We start from the raw sequence: 16,105 nt of genomic DNA, 5'->3' as shown, positions 1-16,105 counted from the left end.
AATGGGTTGACGGGTTTCGTGCGCGGTCGTGCCGCGGAAGCCGACACAACCGTGTGACAGCGTACGGGACGGGGAGGGTCACCCTGCCGCCTCGGAACCGGTCGTGTCCGTTGGGTCCGGTTCCGTGGTTTCGGGGGGCGTCGACGTTGACGTCCCGGTCGGCGCGACGGTCGTGGGGGTCGTCGTCCGGGCGGGCCGGTCCCGTTCGCGGGTGGCCTCGCTCGTGGTCGGTGCGACCGTGGTCGACCGCGTGGTGGTGGACGGGGCCGGCCGGGACATCGTGGCCCGGGCCGACGTGCTCGGCGGCGCGGCCTCGACGGCGGTGCCGGGGGCGGGGGTGAGCGCCACGAGCCCGGAGTCGACGGTGGCCGGCGCCGCGTCCGGGGCGGTCGTCGTGGTGGTGGTACCGGTCGGGGTGCCGGTGCTCGGGGGCACCTGCACCGCGCTCGACAGCGACTCGTAGGCGGCGCCCGCCTCCCGCACGGGTGTGTCCGCGGGGGTGTCCCGCAGCGAGAACACCAGGGCGCCCATCCCGACGAGCAGCGCGACGGCCGCCGCGACGGCGCCGCCGACGACCAGCCGGTTGTGCGGGGCCCGGTCCGGGCCCCCGGGCACCGCGTCCGCCTCGGTGCCGGCCGCTGCGACAGTGCCGGCCGCCGCGACAGTGCCGGCCGCCGCGACGGGGGCCGTGGCCGCGACGGGCGGCTCGACGGGGGCGACGGGGTCGAGCTGGGTGCGCGCCGCGGCGCCGGTGCGGACCGCCGGCATGATCCGGGTGGCGCCGAGCATGTCCGCGGAACCGGCCGCGGCGGCGAGCGCCGCGCCCCGCACCACCGCGTGCTGCGGCTGCGGCGGCAGCACGCACCGCACGCCCATACCGGCCTTCACTGTCTGCGCGACGAGTTGCGCCGCCGACGGGTCCACCGGCTCCTCGGTGCTGATCACGACGGCGTCGAGGTTGCTGACGAGCCAGCCGAACGCGCCGAGCGCGGCCGACAGCTGCGCGGGTACCGACGGGGCGTCCCCCTCGGGGTAACGGAACGAGCGGCCCGCGGCGACACCGGACCGCACGAGCGTCACTGTCGATCCGCCGGCGTCGAGGTGATAGACGGCGACGAGCCGGCCGCTCTGCTGTGCGACCCGGGACTCGAACCAGGCCGCGACGGCCTCGGCGTCGGAGATCAGGGTGACGTGCCGCAGCCCGACGTAGTCGAGAGCGTTGCGCAGCACCGCCACGGTCGCCGGCGACCATGCGGTGGGATGTGCGGCGGCGACGGTCGCCGGGGCGTCGCCGACCAGGGGTGCGGCGTCGGCGAGCAGGCATTCCATCGCGGTCGCGACGAGGTCCTCCGCGCGGGAGAGGACGCCGTCCTCGGCGCGCACCCCGGCCGGTTCGCCCACTCGGTCGACGAAGCCGGAGAAGGAGCTGCACTCGTCGGCGGCGCCGGGGTCACGGACGCCGAGCGTTGCCGTGCCGTCGGAGTGCAGGTGCAGACGGGTGAGGCGTTCGACCGGCTCGGGGTCGGGACGGATGCCCTCGGCGGAGGTGACGGCCACGGCGGACACGATGGTGCCGACTCTCAGGCCCACGCCTACGGACATGCAGAAATCCCCCCGTTCCCACTGGTTGCCGGTTGCCGAACCTCGGCGCCGTGGCCGAGCGCACGGAGCATCGAGATGAGCTCCGATCGCGAGCCGGCGCCGAGCCGCCGCCGGATGCGCGCGACGTGATGCTCGACAGTCTTCGCGGAAATGTACAGGCGCGACCCTACTTCGCGGTAGGTCAGGCCGGCGACGACGAGGTCGGCGACCTCCGCCTCCCGATCCGACAGGGGCTCGGCGCCGCCGGCGCGTCGGCCGCGGGCGTGGGCGTGGGCGCGGCGGTGCGCGGCGCGGCCGACGGGTGCCGCACGGCCCGTGCGACCTGGAGCAATGCCGTCGCCGTCGCCGTGTCGTCGACGCGCAGCGCGGCCTCGCCGGCCAACCGCGCCCCGTCCCACGGCAGGCCGATCGCGGCGAGCGATTCCGCGGCCGCCTGCACGCGCGCGGGGTCGGCATCGCCCTGCAGCACCCGCAGCCAGGCCTGCCCGGCCCGGGCCAGGGCGGCCGCGTAGGCGGTGGTCTCCGCCGCCGCCCCGAGGGCCCGGGCGTGCGGCAGCAGCTCCGCGGGCCGGTCCGCGGCGATGGCCGCCTGCACCCCGTACCAGTGCAGCGTCGCGCCCCACAGCGGCGGTTCGTCGAGGGTCGTCAGAAGATCCTGGGCCTGACCGACCAGGTGGGCGATGCGGTCGGCCTCGCCGAGCCGGACCGCGGCGAGCCACAACTCGCCGAGCGGCAGCAGGCTCAGCAGGTCCACCGAGTACTCGGCCACCACGCCCTGCGCCGCGGTCCAGGCGGCGGTCAGCGCGCCGACGTCGCCGCCGCGGCGGGCCAGGCCCACCCGCAGCCCGTGCAGGAACAGCAGGTCCCGCTGCTCGGTGGCGTGGGGGGCGAGCTCGTCGGCGGCGGCCGTCGCGGCCGGCAGGTCGCCGCCGATCAGCGCCGTCCACGCCGCGAGCAGGCGGTGCCGCACGGACGGCGCCGCGGTGGCGCGGCCGAGCACGGCGCCGGCGTGGGCGAGTTCGCCGGAGTGCAGGCACAGCAGCGCGGTGATCGCCTCCGGGGTGTCGGGCAGCAGCCGCGTCCGGTCGGCCGCCCCGTGCACCGACAAGGCCCGCGTGAGGGTGTTCATCGCGACGCGCCCGTCGCCGCCGAGGGACTCGCGCAGGCCCGCGGCCAGCAGCTGCGCGGCCGCCGCGGACGACGTCGGCGCCGCGGCCTCTGTGCCGAACCGGGCGGCGGTGCCGGGGCGGCCCGCGGCGAGCAGCACCGTCGCGGCGATGGGCGCGTCGGCGCCGGCCCGTTCGGGGCCGAGCCACTCGTACAGATCCGCGCTGCGCCCGAGCATGCCGCGGCGCGCGGCGACGGTCGCGGCGATGCGGGTGGCGGCGGCCAGCTCGCCGGCGGGCAGGGCACCGGCCCGGTCGAGCAGACGGTCGGTGAGCTGTCCGGCGGTGGCGAGGTCGCCGGCGAGCCCGGCGGCCTCGGCGCGGCGCACGTCCAGCGCATCGGCGTCGGCGCCGGCACGGATCGCCGCGTCGTACAGCGTGCGGGCCTGCGCGGGCTCGGCCGCGTCGGCGAGCGTCACGAGAAGGGCGGCGAGGCGGGCGTCGGCCACCCCGGCCTCGGCGAGAGCCCGGGCGGCGTCCGCGGTCAGCAGCCCCGCGTCGAGGCGCAGCGCCGCCAGCCGGTGCGCCAGCGTGCGGACGGCATGGGTCCCGAGGACGGCGGCGGGCACCGCGGCGGCCGCGGGGATCGGGACGTCGCCGTCGACGGTGAGCAGGCCGCTGGCCCGCGCGGCGTCGACGAGCTCGCGGGCGCGGTCCGCGTCGACGCCGAGGACGGTGGCGACCTCGAGCGGGTCGAGGGTGCCGCCGAGGCCGGCGAGGACCAGGACCCGGGGCAGGTCGGGGTCGCCGCCGCCGAGGCGGTCGCGAACGCGGGCCGCGGCGGCCCGCCGGGGATCGGTGCCGTCGCGCAACGCCGCGAGGGCCGCGTCGACGACGTCGCGGGCGCCGCCGGTCAGCCGGTGCACCGCGCGGATCGGTTCCGGGCGCGGGGTGAGGCCGAGAGTTGCTGCGCGACCGGCTATTTCGCGCGGGCTGAGGGGGTGCAGTTCGACGAGCGCCGAGTGCGCGCCGAACGCGGACAGCAGCGCGCGCAGATCGCTGCGGTGCGGCCGCGGCTCCGTCGCGACGATCACCGGCCGCTCGCCGCGCCGCACCTGCTCGGCGAGGGCGAGGACCGACTCGGCGGGCAGGGTGTGCGCGTCGTCGACCACCAGCGCAGCCGGCGCGGGGGAATGCGGATCGGTTCCGACCGTGAGGCCCCGGCCGGCGAACGTCTGCCGCACCGAGGACAGCAACGCGGACTTGCCGCTGCCGGCGGGACCGGTGAGCAGCAGCCGCGGCGGGGTCGCGGCGACGGCGTGCGCGACGTCGCGCGGCAGGGGGGTGGGCTGCGGCATCGGTCAGTTGCCGAGGAGTCCGCCGACACCGTCGACGACGCCACCGACGGCACCACCGACCCCGTCGACGACGCCGCCGACCGCGTTGCCGGTGCCGTCGAGGACCGCGCCGGCACCCTGACCGGCGCCGCCGAGCGCGTCACCGACCTGCGAGCCGTAGTTCGGGGACGGCGCGGGCGCCGGGGCGGGAGCGGGAGCCGGCGCGGGGGCGGGGACGACCGTGGTCGTGGGTGCCGGGGCGACGGTGCCGGGGGTGCCGGGCGCGGGGGTACCGGGGGCCGGCGCTCCCGGCGCCGCACCGGGCGCGGGGGTGCCGGCGGGAATGCTCCCGGCGGGGGCGACGGCGCCCGGCGCCCCGGGTGTCGCCGCCGTGGCCGCGGCCTGGGTGCCCGGTGCCGCACCCGGGGTGGTGCCGCTCGTGCCGGTCCCGGTGGTCGCGGTCGTCGCCGGGCCCCCCGCCGAGGCCGGGGTCGCGCCCGGGACGGTCTCGGAGGTGGCGACGCCCGCACCGGTCTCCGACGCGTCGGAGGTGCCGAGCGTGCCCATCGCGAGACCACCCGCGCCGAGCACGACGAGCGCAGCGGCTGCGGCCCCGGCGAGCACGTAGCGCCGCGAACGGGAAGGCGCCGGCGCCACCGTCGCGGCGGCCGGGGCCGGGACGATCGCCGGGCGAACCGGCGAGACCGTCTCGGTCGGCCGATCGTGCAGGGTCGTCACGGGCAGCGCGGTGGTGGGCACCTCGTCGTCCGCCGGCGGGGTTACGGTCGCGGAGCTCACCATCGGCGGCTGGGCCGCCGCGGAGCTCACCGGCGGCTGAGCCGCCCCGAGGGCGGCGGTGTGGGCGGGCCGCGGGCCGGCGACCACCGGAATGCCCAGCTCCGCCGAGATCAGCTCGGCGACCAGGGGGATCGCGCCGCCGCCACCGGTGAGCAGCACCCGCCCCACGTCGGACGGCTCGACCCCGGCGCCGCGCAGCGCCTCGTGCACCAGCGCGATCGACGCCTGCAGCGGGCCGCGGGCGAGTTCCTCGAACTCGTCGCGGACGAGACGCACGTCCCGCCGCACGCCGGGCAGGTCGATCGCGACGACCGTCTCGGTGTCGGTCGACAGCTGTTCCTTCGCGGCCGTCGCGCGGGCACGCAGCTCGGCCAGCGCCGCCGTCATGGGGGCGGCGAACGGATCGAAGTCGGGGACGTCGTCGCGCACGGTGTCCAGCAGATGGGTGGTGACCAGGTGGTCGAGGTGACCGCCGCACACGTCCTCGCTGCCGATCGGGCGGCCGAGGAGCACCGGCTCGGCGCCGGTGCGCAGCACCGAGACGTCGAGAGTGCGGGCGCCGAGGTCGTAGACGACGACCACGCCGTCGCCGAGGGGGCCCTGGGCGGCATCGAGCCAGCGCACCGCGGCGAGGGGTTCGGGCATCAGCGTCACGTCGGGCAGACCGGCCCGCGACAGCGCATCGCGCAACGCATCGACGGTGTAGCCGGCCCACGGCGCCGGATGCGCCACCGTGATCGTGGGCGCCTCCGGCAGGTCACGCGACGCCTCGTGCACCAGGCAGCCGATCGCCGTGGCGGTGAGGTCCTCCCCGGAGTACGACGCCCCGTTGTCGGCGAGCACACCGACCGGATCCCCGACCCGGCTCACGAAGTCGGTGAACACCAGCGAACCCGGCGCGGCCGGACGACGACCGAGGTGCGGCGCGTCGTCGGCGGGAAGGTGCAGCTCGCTGGCGCGGGACAGGACGACCGGGCGGTACGTGTCGGCGCGATCGAACGCGGTGGCCGCCACCGAGTCCGCCGAACCGATCGTGACTCCGAGTCCTGTTGCCATGTCGTTTCGCTCCCCTGGTCGGGGCGGACGGATCCGCCGTGTCGCGTTGGATGTCGTAATCGGACACGATGTCGTTAGCCCGATTCGAGACCTTCGGCCCCGGCGCGGGGGCGATCCCCCTATCCGTCCCGATCCCCTAACCCCCGCCCCCGTACGGGCCCCGGACCGATGGGGGACTCCGCCCCCTTGGGCGGGGGACGGGCCGTTCGTAGCGTGAATCGCAGAACACCGACCTCAGGAGATGCGATGTCCACCAACGCTGTGCTCGACTTCATCCTCAGCCTGCTGCGCGACGAAGAGGCCCTCGCCCGCTACTGCGCGAACCCCGACGCCGCCCTGGCCCAGGCCGGTCTCGCCGACGTGTGCCACGCCGACATCGTCGCCGTCGCGCCCCTGGTCGCCGACAGCGGACTGTTCGCGGGGACGGCCGCCGAGCTGACCGCGGCGCTCGGTGGGGCGGCGGGTGCGGCCGGCGCGATCGGTGCCGGTGCGGCCGGTGGTCTCGCCGGTGGCCTGGCTGGCGGCGCGGGCCTCGGTCTCGCCGGCGGGGCGGGGCTCGGCCTGGCGGGTGCCGTCGGCGGCGGTCTCGGCGGCGGTCTCGGCCTCGACACCGACTTCGCGGCCGAGCTGGCCGCCGATCTCGCCGGCACGCTGGGCGCGGCCCTGGAACTCGGCGGCGATCTCGGTGCCGCGCTCGGTGCGGCGTTCGGAGCGGCCCTCGGCGCGGGCGGCGCGCTCGGCGGCATCGGTTCCGGCGCGCTCGACCTGGCGGGCGACCTGGACCTGGGCGCGGCGCTCTCCGGCGCCCTCGCCGGCGGCCTCGGGCTCGACGCCGCGACCGGCGTCGTCGCGGACCTCGGTGCAGCGCTCGACGCGGCGCTCGGCGCGACGGCCGGGACCGCCCTGGACCTGTCGGGTGCGCTCGAGGCCGCCTTCGGCGTCGGCGGTGAGCTCGGCGGCCAGCTCGGTGGGGCCCTGGGCGGTCTGCTCGACACCGCGCTCGCCGCGGGCGGCGGCTTCTCCACCGCGGTCGAGGCGGCCTTCGCCGGTGGCGCGGACCTCGCGACGGCCGTCGGCGCGACCCTCGGCGGCACGCTGGGCCTGGGCACCGACCTCGCCGGACAGCTCGGCGGCGCCCTCGAATCCGTGCTCGAGGTCGGTACCGGGCTCGCCGGTGGCCTGGACCTCGGCGGGGGCCTCGACGCCGTCACCGGCGTGACCGCGGGACTCGGAGCCTCCCTGTCCGCGCTGCTCGAGGCGGGCGGCTCCGTCGCCGGTGATCTCGGTGGCACCCTCGGCGCCGTACTCGAGGGCAGTGCCGACGGCGGGCTCGTCGGCGGCATCGACCTCGGCGCCCTCCTCGGCGGCGACGCCTCCGGCGGCGTGGACCTCGGCACCGCGGTCGGCGGCCTCCTCGGCGGCGCGCTCGGCCTCGAGAACTCCGCGACCCTGGAGCTCGGCAACGCCCTCAACGTCGCGCTCGACCTGTCGACGACCGTCGAATCGAGCGCCGACGGGACCCTCTCCGCGGTGCTCGGCTCCGCGTTCTCCGTCGGCGGGGAAGCCGGTGCGAACCTCGGTTCCGCGCTGGGTGGGGTGTTCGAGGCCGGCCTCGGCGGAACGCTCGACTCCACCGTGGACCTGAGCTCCCAGCTGGCCACCACCCTCGGCGCCGGTCTCGGCGCCGACGCGGACCTGACCGGCCAGCTCGGCTACGCCCTCGACGGCGCGCTCGACCTCGGCGGGCAGCTCGCCGGCGGCGGCGAGGCGGTCGGCGGTCTCACCGGCGGCGTGTCCGGGGGACTGGATACCGTCGCTGACCTCGGCGCCGGACTCGGCAGCGGCCTGACCGGTGGATTGACCGGCGGGCTCGACGGGGCAGCGGACCTGGGCGGCGGGCTGGCCGGTGGACTGTCGGGCGGGCTCGACGGGGCAGCGGACCTGGGCGGGGACCTGGCCGGTGGATTGACCGGCGGGCTCGGGAGCGCCGCGGATCTCGGGGCGGGGCTCGGCAGCGGCCTGACCGGTGGCCTGGAGGGTGCCGCGGACCTCGGCGGCGAGCTGACCGGTGGCCTGGCGGGCGGCCTGGGCAGCGCGACCGACCTGGGCGGCAGCCTGAGCGGCGGCCTCGACGGCGCCGCGGGCGGCGCGTCGCAGGTCGGCGGCGCCGTCACGGGCGGGCTCGAGGGAGCCACGGACGCCGGCGGTGCGCTCGGTGCGGGCCTCGGCGGCGCGGCCGAGGGCACCTCGCAGCTCGGTGGCCAGCTCTCGGGAGCCCTCGACGGCACGACGGACGCGTGGTCGTCCATCGACGCCGGCGACGTCTTCGGCAGCGCGGGCGGCACCGGTGGCCTGTTCGGTTCCGCCGACACCGGTGCCGACGCCGATCTGCACGGCGGGATCGACGCCGGCGCCGGTGCCGGCACCGATTCCGACTTCGACACCTTCCTCGGCTGACCCACCGCACGGACCCGGCGCCGGCCCCGCGTGCACCACGCGGGGCCGGCGTTCGTCGCGGAGGACATAATCTCGGTGCAGCCCGCACTCCGACAGAAGGCGAGTCGAAGCGATCACCATGCACACGTCGTCCGCAGATGCCGCCGCTCGCCGCGCGGCCCTCGTCGAACTGATCGACGCGGCCGCCGAACACATCCGCGCCGCCGAGCGCGGTGACCTCGCCGCCAGGCTCGAGGCGGCGCGCACTCGCGTCGTCGACCCCCGGCTGCGGGTCGTCGTCGTCGGCCAGCTCAAACAGGGCAAGAGCCAGTTCGTGAACTCGCTCCTCAACCTCGAGGTGTGCTCGGTCGGCGACGACGAGACCACCGCGGTGCCCACCGTCGTGCAGAACGCCGACCGCACCTTCGCCGAACTCGTGCTCGCCGAGCCCGGCCGCGATCCCGTCCGGGTGGACCTGCCCATCGACGAGTTGCAGCACGTCACGCCCGGCACGCCGCGCGCGGGCGGCCGGGAAGTGCTGCGGCTCGAGGTGAACGTGCCGAGCCCGCTGCTCGCCGACGGTCTCGTCCTCGTCGACACCCCCGGTGTCGGCGGGCACGGAAACCCGCACGCCGCAGCAACATTGGGTCTGCTTCCGGCGGCCGACGCGGTGTTCGTCGTCTCCGACGCCAGCCAGGAGTTCACCGAGCCGGAGCTGAGCTTCCTGCGGCAGGTGCTGCAGCTGTGCCCGGCCGCAGCGGTGCTGATCACCAAGACGGACCTGTACCCGCACTGGCGCGAGATCGTCGCCGCCGACCGCGGGCACCTGCAGCGCGCCGGCCTCGACGTGCCCCTGCTGCCCGTCTCGTCGCTGCTGCGCAGTCACGCCCTGCGCCTCGACGACGCGTCGCTGCACGAGGAGTCGGGCTTCGAATCGGTGTACGGGTTCCTCCGTGAGCGGGTCGTCGCGCGCGGCGCCGACGCCGCCCGGCGGTCCGTCGCGCTGGACGTGAAGTCGGTCGTCGAACACGTCGCGCTCAGCCTGGGCAGCGAGCTCGCGGCGCTGCGCGACCCCGAGACCGGTGCGGCGGCCGTCGCAGAACTGCAGCGCGCCAAGACCGCCGCGGAGGCGCTGCGCACCCGGGCCGCCCAGTGGCAGCAGACCCTGGCCGACGGCATCGCCGACCTCGCCGCCGATATCGACCACGACCTGCGGGACCGGCTGCGCCGGGTCACCCGCGAGGCGGAGGCCACCGTCGACGAATGCGACCCCGGTGAGGAATGGCCGCGGATCGGGGAATGGCTGGGCGAGCAGGTCGCCGAATCCGTGGGCGACAACTTCGTGTGGGCCCACGAACGTTCGGTGTGGCTCGCGGAGGTCGTCGCCCGGCACTTCGCCGACAGCGGTGCGGTGGACCTGCCGGATCTGCGCCTCGGCGACCTCGAGGGGCTGCTCGAGCCCGTCTCCCGGCTCTCGGACCTCGAGTCGGGCCGCATCGGCGTCGGCCAGAAGATGCTCGTGGGAATGAAGGGCTCCTACGGCGGCGTGCTCATGTTCGGGCTCATCACCACGCTCATGGGAATGGCGCTGGTCAACCCGATCTCCGTCGGGGCGGGAGTTGTGCTCGGCACCAAGGCCTATCGCGACGACAAGCAGGCGCGCATCGCCAAGCGCCGCGCCGACGCCAAGGTCGCCGTCCGCAAGTTCACCGACGACGTCGGCTTCCAGGTGGGCAAGGAGTCGAAGGACCGGCTCCGGCTGATCCAGCGCCAGCTGCGCGACCACTTCACCGAGCTGGCCGAGCAGACGCTGCGGTCGCTGTCCGAGTCGCTGCGCGCCGCGCAGGAGGCCGCGACGGTCGAGGAGGCGCAGCGGCAGCGCCGCATCGCCGAACTCGAGACGCACGTGCGTGCGCTGACGACCCTCCGCGAGCGGGCCGCGCAGCTGGCCGGGGCCGGCGCGTGAGCGTCGAGCAGGCCCGCGAGCTCGTCGCCCACGCGCGTGCCCGGTACGGCGGCGACCCGCGCGCCGCCGAGCAGCTCGCGCTGTGTGCGGCGCGGCTCGAGCAGCCGCTGCGCGTCGCACTCGCCGGCTCTCTCAAGGCCGGCAAGTCGACCCTGCTCAACGCCCTGGTCGGGCAGGACATCGCCCCCACCGACGCCACCGAGTGCACGCGCGTCGTCACGTGGTACCGCAGCGGCTCGACCCCCTCGGTCACCGCCCGCTACGACGGCGACCGGATCCTCCCGGTGCCGGTGCAGCGCCGCGACGGCCGGCTCACCTTCGACCTCGGCGAGCTGACCGCGGACCGGGTGGACCGCATCGACGTCGAGTGGCCCGCCAGTGCGCTCGCCCAGACCACGATCATCGACACTCCGGGCACGTCGTCGCTGTCACAGGACGTCTCGGCCCGGACGTTCGAGCTGCTGACCCCCGACGACGAAGCGTCCGGCGCCGACGCCGTCGTCTACCTGATGCGCACCCTCGGTGCCGCCGACGTGCAGTTCCTCGGCCGGATCGGCCAGCACGTGGGCGGCGAGTCCGGTCCGCTCGGCGTGATCGGCGTGGTCTCCCGCGCCGACGAGGTCGGCGCCGGCCGCATGGACGCGATGATGTCCGCCAAGGAGGTCGCGGCCCGGTTCGCGGGCGAGCTCGAGCGCACCGGACTGTGCCAGGCCGTCGTGCCGGTCGCGGGGCTGCTCGCGCTGGGCGCGCGGACGTTGCGGCAGAGCGAGTTCGCCGCGTTCGAGGCGCTCGCGCAGGTGCCGTCGCAGGATCTTCAAGTGGCGATGCTGTCGGCGGATCGGTTCGCCCGCCCCGACATCGCGCTGCCTGTCGATCCGGGGACGCGGGCGCACCTTATCGACCGGTTCGGCCTGTTCGGGATCCGCATGGCCGTCACGCTGATCCATCTCGGGGTACGGGACTCGCCGACGCTGGCCGCGGAACTGGTGGCGCGCAGCGGGCTGGACGAACTGCGTCAGGTGATCGACGTGCAGTTCGGCCAGCGCGCCGATCAGCTCAAGGCGCATTCGGCGCTGATGTCGCTCGAACGGGTCCTGCGCGCCCACCGCGACGGCCCGCTGCTCGCCTCGGTGCAGCGGCTGCTCGCCGACGTCCACGGCTTCACCGAGCTGCGCCTGCTCGGCCGCCTGCGCTCGACCCGGGTCGCGCTGAGCGAGAACGACCTGCTCGAACTGCAGCGGCTGATCGGCGGTTTCGGTATCGGCCCTGCCCAGCGGCTGGGCCTCGGGCCGGACGCGACCGCCGCGGAAATCCACGCCGCCGGCGTCGCCGCCGTCCGCACCTGGCGTGCCCGCGCCGAGCATCCCCTGCTCGACCGGTTCACCTCGAACGCGTGCAGCGTGGCGGCGCGCAGCGGGGAAGGCATCCTCGCCGACGTCGCAGGCTGACAGGTCTCGGACTTCGACAACGGCCGCGACGGTTGTCGAAGTCCGAGACGCATGTGGACACATTTGTCCACAGTCGGAGCACTCATCCACAGATTCGCGGTTGCGGGTTCCGTGTCGCCTCGACCGGGCCGGATCGATCTCAGACTCGACGCCATGGTCGATCCGATCCTCCGCTCCGCCGCCCTCGCCTCCGGGACCACGGAGGCAGAACTTCGCCAGGCGCTACGCACGGGCGAACTCCAGCGCATCGCTCCCGGTGCCTACCTTTCCCGCACCGACCTTGAAACGCTCGACGCGACCGAGCTGCACCGTGCCCGGATTCGCGCCGTCCGGTGTGCGCTCGGATCGAGAGCCGCGATCAGCCATGTTTCGGCGGCGATCGTCCACGGGTTCGACGTCTGGGACGCCGACCTTTCCCGGGTCCACCTCACGCACAACCGTCCCACGGGTGCGCGTCGCACCACGCATCTGCACTCGCACGCGGCACCGTTGGCCGTCGATGACGTCGAGATCGTCGACGGTGTGCCCGTCACCTCCGCAGCCCGGACCGTCGTCGACCTCGCACGTACCCTGCCGCCCGAGCAGGCGGTGGTGATCGGGGATTCGGCGATGCGTATGCACCCGGCACTCGACCTCCGGGCCGCGCTCGACGCGGCCGGGAGCAGGGCGGGAATCGCCGCGGCGCGCCGGATCGCCGGTCTCCTCGACGGGCGTAGCGAGAGCCCTGGCGAGTCGCTCAGCCGCCTGCGGATGCGTGAGGCAGGTACCCGCCCGCCGGAACTGCAGCACGAGCTGCGCACGCCCGCGGGCCTTTTCGTCGCCCGGGTCGACTTCTTCTGGGAGGACCCCGGCATCGTCGGCGAGTTCGACGGCATGGGCAAGTACGGAAGCGGGGCACCGGGTGTGGCCGCCGACGTAGTACGGCGGGAGAAGCTGCGGGAGGATGCGATCCGGGAGCTGGGTCTCGAAGTGGTGCGCTGGACGTGGGCCGAACTGTTCCGGTTCGACGTCGTGCTGGAGCGGCTGGCTCGGGCTGCCGAACGTGCCCGACGGTAGACACAACTCCCGGACATCGACAGCGGTTGCGACGGTGGTCGATGTCCGACAGCTGTGTGGCTGGCTCCGGCGTCAGCGACGCCGGGCCGCGACGGCGCCGACGACGGTGAGCCCGGCCCAGAGCAGGGGAGCCCACAGCAGGACGCCGGCGGTGGCGTCGCCGGCGTCGGCGAGGACGCTGCGGGCGGCGACGGCCGTGACGACGGTGGCGACGGAGACGACGGCGAGCGCGAGGGGTGCCCGGGGGTGGCCGCGGCGCAGGAGTTCGAGGAAGACGACGGCGAGCAGGACGAGGAGCAGGCCGGCGGCGGCGAAACCGGCGAGGGTGAGGGCGACGGTGTCGGCGATGCTCTCGGCGGTGGTGCCGGGGTTGGCGCTGCGCAGCGAGTGCTCGAGGGCGTCCCGGACGGGTTCGCGGTCGAGGAGGACGGCGCCGAGCAGTCCGGCGAAGACGACGAACGACAGGACCCAGGCCGAGACCGCGGCGCCGACGCGCGGTGCGGGGGAGGCGGTGGGGTGCAGCGGGGTGACGGAGAACTCCGGGCGGGGTGGCTGCGGGCGCGTGCTCACCCCGGGATCGTAGCCTCCCGCAATTCTTGTGATCCGAGTCACAAAGGGAACATCGCGGGACGGTCTGCCGTTGGAGGAAGCAGACAACTTGAGCGTCGAAGGCTCAACTTTGACTTGACTCGGGATTCCGGGCGGGTGCAAGCTTGAGTCGACTGCGCTCAGCTGAGCCGATCCGGCTCAGGTTGTGCAAGGACACCTATGCGGCACACCGGTGTGCCGCAGCGAAGAATGGAGAAACACTATGGCTCGTGCGGTCGGTATCGACCTCGGAACCACCAACTCCGTCGTTTCCGTTCTGGAGGGCGGCGAGCCCGTAGTGGTCGCCAACTCCGAGGGATCGCGCACCACCCCGTCGGTCGTCGCCTTCGCCAAGAACGGCGAGGTGCTGGTCGGCCAGCCCGCCAAGAACCAGGCGGTCACCAACGTCGACCGCACCATCCGCTCGGTCAAGCGTCACATCGGCACCGACTGGACCGTGGAGATCGACGGCAAGAAGTACACCTCGCAGGAGATCAGCGCGCGCACGCTCATGAAGCTGAAGCGGGACGCGGAGGCCTACCTCGGTGAGGAGATCACCGACGCCGTCATCACCGTCCCCGCCTACTTCGAGGACGCACAGCGGCAGGCCACCAAGGAGGCCGGGCAGATCGCCGGCCTGAACGTGCTGCGCATCGTCAACGAGCCGACTGCCGCGGCGCTGGCCTACGGCCTGGACAAGGGCGAGAAGGAACAGACCATCCTGGTCTTCGACCTCGGTGGCGGCACCTTCGACGTGTCCCTGCTCGAGATCGGCGACGGCGTCGTCGAGGTCCGCGCGACCTCCGGCGACAACCACCTCGGTGGCGACGACTGGGATCAGCGCGTCGTCGACTGGCTGGTCGAGAAGTTCAAGGCACAGCACGGCGTCGACCTGACCAAGGACAAGATGGCCCTGCAGCGTCTGCGCGAGGCCGCGGAGAAGGCGAAGATCGAGCTGTCGAGCTCGCAGTCGACGTCCATCAACCTGCCGTACATCACGGTCGACGCGGACAAGAACCCGCTGTTCCTCGACGAGCAGCTCTCGCGCAGCGAGTTCCAGAAGATCACCTCGGATCTGCTCGACCGCACCCGCGCGCCGTTCCAGCAGGTCATCAAGGACGCCGGCATCTCCGTCAAGGACATCGACCACGTCGTCCTAGTCGGCGGCTCGACCCGCATGCCCGCCGTGACCGACCTGGTGCGCGAGCTGACCGGTGGCCGTGAGCCCAACAAGGGCGTGAACCCGGACGAGGTCGTCGCCGTCGGCGCCGCCCTGCAGGCCGGCGTCCTCAAGGGCGAGGTCAAGGACGTGCTGCTGCTCGACGTCACCCCGCTGTCCCTCGGCATCGAGACCAAGGGTGGCGTGATGACCAAGCTCATCGAGCGCAACACCACCATCCCGACGAAGCGCTCCGAGACCTTCACCACGGCCGACGACAACCAGCCGTCGGTGCAGATCCAGGTCTTCCAGGGTGAGCGTGAGATCGCGGCGCACAACAAGCTGCTCGGCTCGTTCGAGCTCGGTGGCATCGCCCCGGCTCCGCGCGGCGTCCCGCAGATCGAGGTGACCTTCGACATCGACGCCAACGGCATCGTGCACGTCACCGCGAAGGACAAGGGCACCGGCAAGGAGAACACGATCAAGATCCAGGAGGGCTCCGGCCTCTCCAAGGAGGAGATCGACCGGATGATCAAGGACGCCGAGGCGCACGCCGAGGAGGACCGCAAGCGTCGCGAGGAGGCCGAGGTCCGCAACCAGGCCGAGTCGCTCGTGCACCAGACCGAGAAGTTCCTCCAGGAGAACGGGGACAAGGTCGCCGCCGACGCCAAGAGCAAGGTCGAGGCCGCGATCAAGGAGACCAAGGACGCCCTCGCCGGCACGGACATCGCCGCGGTGAAGACCGCCGTCGAGAAGCTCGCGACGGAGTCGCAGGCCCTCGGTCAGTCCCTGTACGAGTCGCAGGCCGCCGACGCGGGAGCTGCCGCCGGTGACGGCGCGGCTGCCGGCTCGGACAACGTCGTCGACGCCGAGGTCGTCGACGAGCCGACCGACTCGGAGAAGAAGTGACGGCGGAGAAGCCCGAGCAGGAGCCGGTGACCGTCACCGACAAGCGTCGGATCGACCCCGACACCTTCGAGGTTCGCGACCCGGAGACCGGGTCGCAGCCCGTCGGCGGTGCGGACACCGAGGCTCCGGCTGCGGGAGAACACGAGGAGGCCGCGCTCGCGGCCGAACCGTCGCCCGAGTCGGCTCAGCTGGCCGAGCGCACGGCGGACCTGCAGCGCCTCACCGCGGAGTACGCCAACTACCGGCGTCGCGTGGAGCGCGAGCGGGTGGTCACGACCGAGGCGGCCAAGGCCTCGGTGGTCACCCAGCTGCTCGACGTCGTGGACGACCTCGACCGGGCCCGCGCCCACGGCGACCTCGAGCAGGGGCCGCTGAAGTCGGTGGCGGACAAGCTGAACGGCGTCCTGTCGGGCCTGGGGCTCCAGCCCTTCGGCGACGAGGGCGACGCCTTCGACCCGGAGATCCACGAGGCCGTGCACATGGAGGGCGACGGCGCGAACCCGGTGCTCGACACGGTGCTGCGCAAGGGATACCGGCTCGGTGAGCGGATCCTGCGGCACGCGATGGTGACCGTGACGGACGCGGGCGACGCACCGGCGGAAAAGCCGGCGTCCGGTGCGGACAACGAGTAGGTACAGGGAAAC

At 74.4% G+C, this 16,105-nt stretch carries 11 protein-coding genes; 6 read left to right on the top strand and 5 right to left on the bottom strand.

Going from position 1 to position 16,105, the window contains the following annotated elements; translation table 11 throughout:
• Positions 1-78: 78 nt before the first annotated feature.
• From ISO16_RS10815 to ISO16_RS10805, 4 genes are read right to left on the bottom strand one after another with little or no spacing between them, the layout of a single operon-like run.
• The gene (locus ISO16_RS10815; RefSeq protein WP_072635952.1) at positions 79-1,602 is read right to left on the bottom strand and encodes a hypothetical protein; all 1,524 of its coding nucleotides are present in this window, start codon (positions 1,600-1,602) and stop codon (positions 79-81) included.
• Positions 1,593-1,787: a response regulator transcription factor gene (locus ISO16_RS28655; RefSeq protein WP_230304585.1), complete on the bottom strand. Its 195-nt coding sequence runs from the start codon at positions 1,785-1,787 to the stop codon at positions 1,593-1,595. Before ISO16_RS28655 ends, ISO16_RS10815 begins: the two co-directional genes overlap by 10 nt.
• On the bottom strand, positions 1,784-4,066 hold the full coding sequence (locus ISO16_RS10810; protein ID WP_230304514.1) for a LuxR family transcriptional regulator: 2,283 nt from the start codon (positions 4,064-4,066) through the stop codon (positions 1,784-1,786). Before ISO16_RS10810 ends, ISO16_RS28655 begins: the two co-directional genes overlap by 4 nt.
• A 3-nt stretch (positions 4,067-4,069) precedes the next feature.
• Positions 4,070-5,899 (bottom strand): Hsp70 family protein, encoded by a 1,830-nt coding sequence (locus ISO16_RS10805; protein ID WP_072635950.1) that lies wholly within the window; start codon positions 5,897-5,899, stop codon positions 4,070-4,072.
• A gap of 246 nt (positions 5,900-6,145) precedes the next feature.
• Between ISO16_RS10805 and ISO16_RS10800 the strand changes: the two genes are divergently transcribed.
• The 4 genes from ISO16_RS10800 (at position 6,146) to ISO16_RS10785 (ending at position 12,805) form a co-directional block, all read left to right on the top strand.
• On the top strand, positions 6,146-8,356 hold the full coding sequence (locus ISO16_RS10800) for an IniB N-terminal domain-containing protein (protein WP_072635949.1): 2,211 nt from the start codon (positions 6,146-6,148) through the stop codon (positions 8,354-8,356).
• 118 nt (positions 8,357-8,474) lie between these two features.
• On the top strand, positions 8,475-10,301 hold the full coding sequence (locus tag ISO16_RS10795; RefSeq protein WP_072635948.1) for a dynamin family protein: 1,827 nt from the start codon (positions 8,475-8,477) through the stop codon (positions 10,299-10,301).
• Positions 10,298-11,749 (top strand): dynamin family protein, encoded by a 1,452-nt coding sequence (locus tag ISO16_RS10790; protein ID WP_072635947.1) that lies wholly within the window; start codon positions 10,298-10,300, stop codon positions 11,747-11,749. The genes ISO16_RS10795 and ISO16_RS10790 overlap by 4 nt, the downstream gene beginning before the upstream one ends.
• Before the next feature lie 153 nt (positions 11,750-11,902).
• Positions 11,903-12,805: a hypothetical protein gene (locus ISO16_RS10785; protein ID WP_072635946.1), complete on the top strand. Its 903-nt coding sequence runs from the start codon at positions 11,903-11,905 to the stop codon at positions 12,803-12,805.
• A 72-nt stretch (positions 12,806-12,877) separates the two neighbouring features.
• On the opposite strand, the gene ISO16_RS10780 is transcribed toward ISO16_RS10785, so the two are convergent.
• Positions 12,878-13,375 carry a hypothetical protein gene (locus ISO16_RS10780; RefSeq protein WP_072635945.1) on the bottom strand — a complete coding sequence of 166 codons (498 nt, stop codon included), beginning with the start codon at positions 13,373-13,375 and terminating at the stop codon, positions 12,878-12,880.
• A gap of 241 nt (positions 13,376-13,616) precedes the next feature.
• On the opposite strand from ISO16_RS10780, the gene dnaK reads away from it, so the two are divergent.
• Positions 13,617-15,461 (top strand): molecular chaperone DnaK, encoded by a 1,845-nt coding sequence (gene dnaK, locus ISO16_RS10775; RefSeq protein ID WP_006945114.1) that lies wholly within the window; start codon positions 13,617-13,619, stop codon positions 15,459-15,461.
• Complete coding sequence (gene grpE / locus ISO16_RS10770; RefSeq protein WP_006945115.1) at positions 15,458-16,093, top strand: nucleotide exchange factor GrpE; 636 nt, start codon at positions 15,458-15,460, stop codon at positions 16,091-16,093. The genes dnaK and grpE overlap by 4 nt, the downstream gene beginning before the upstream one ends.
• Positions 16,094-16,105 lie beyond the last annotated feature (12 nt).

It is taken from the genome of Rhodococcus sp. M8, from assembly GCF_015654185.1.
Classification (GTDB): domain Bacteria; phylum Actinomycetota; class Actinomycetes; order Mycobacteriales; family Mycobacteriaceae; genus Rhodococcus; species Rhodococcus aetherivorans.
Note: the sequence above shows the minus strand (reverse complement) of the source record. Positions and strands in the feature narration are given on the sequence as shown.

Excerpts from the sequence above, each read along its gene's own strand:
- ISO16_RS10815 (WP_072635952.1), bottom strand. The coding sequence starts at position 1,602 with ATGTCCGTAGGCGTGGGCCTGAGAGTCGGCACCATCGTGTCCGCCGTG.
- ISO16_RS10810 (WP_230304514.1), bottom strand. The coding sequence starts at position 4,066 with ATGCCGCAGCCCACCCCCCTGCCGCGCGACGTCGCGCACGCCGTCGCC.
- ISO16_RS10805 (WP_072635950.1), bottom strand. The coding sequence starts at position 5,899 with ATGGCAACAGGACTCGGAGTCACGATCGGTTCGGCGGACTCGGTGGCG.
- ISO16_RS10800 (WP_072635949.1), top strand. The coding sequence starts at position 6,146 with ATGTCCACCAACGCTGTGCTCGACTTCATCCTCAGCCTGCTGCGCGAC.
- ISO16_RS10795 (WP_072635948.1), top strand. The coding sequence starts at position 8,475 with ATGCACACGTCGTCCGCAGATGCCGCCGCTCGCCGCGCGGCCCTCGTC.
- ISO16_RS10785 (WP_072635946.1), top strand. The coding sequence starts at position 11,903 with ATGGTCGATCCGATCCTCCGCTCCGCCGCCCTCGCCTCCGGGACCACG.
- dnaK (WP_006945114.1), top strand. The coding sequence starts at position 13,617 with ATGGCTCGTGCGGTCGGTATCGACCTCGGAACCACCAACTCCGTCGTT.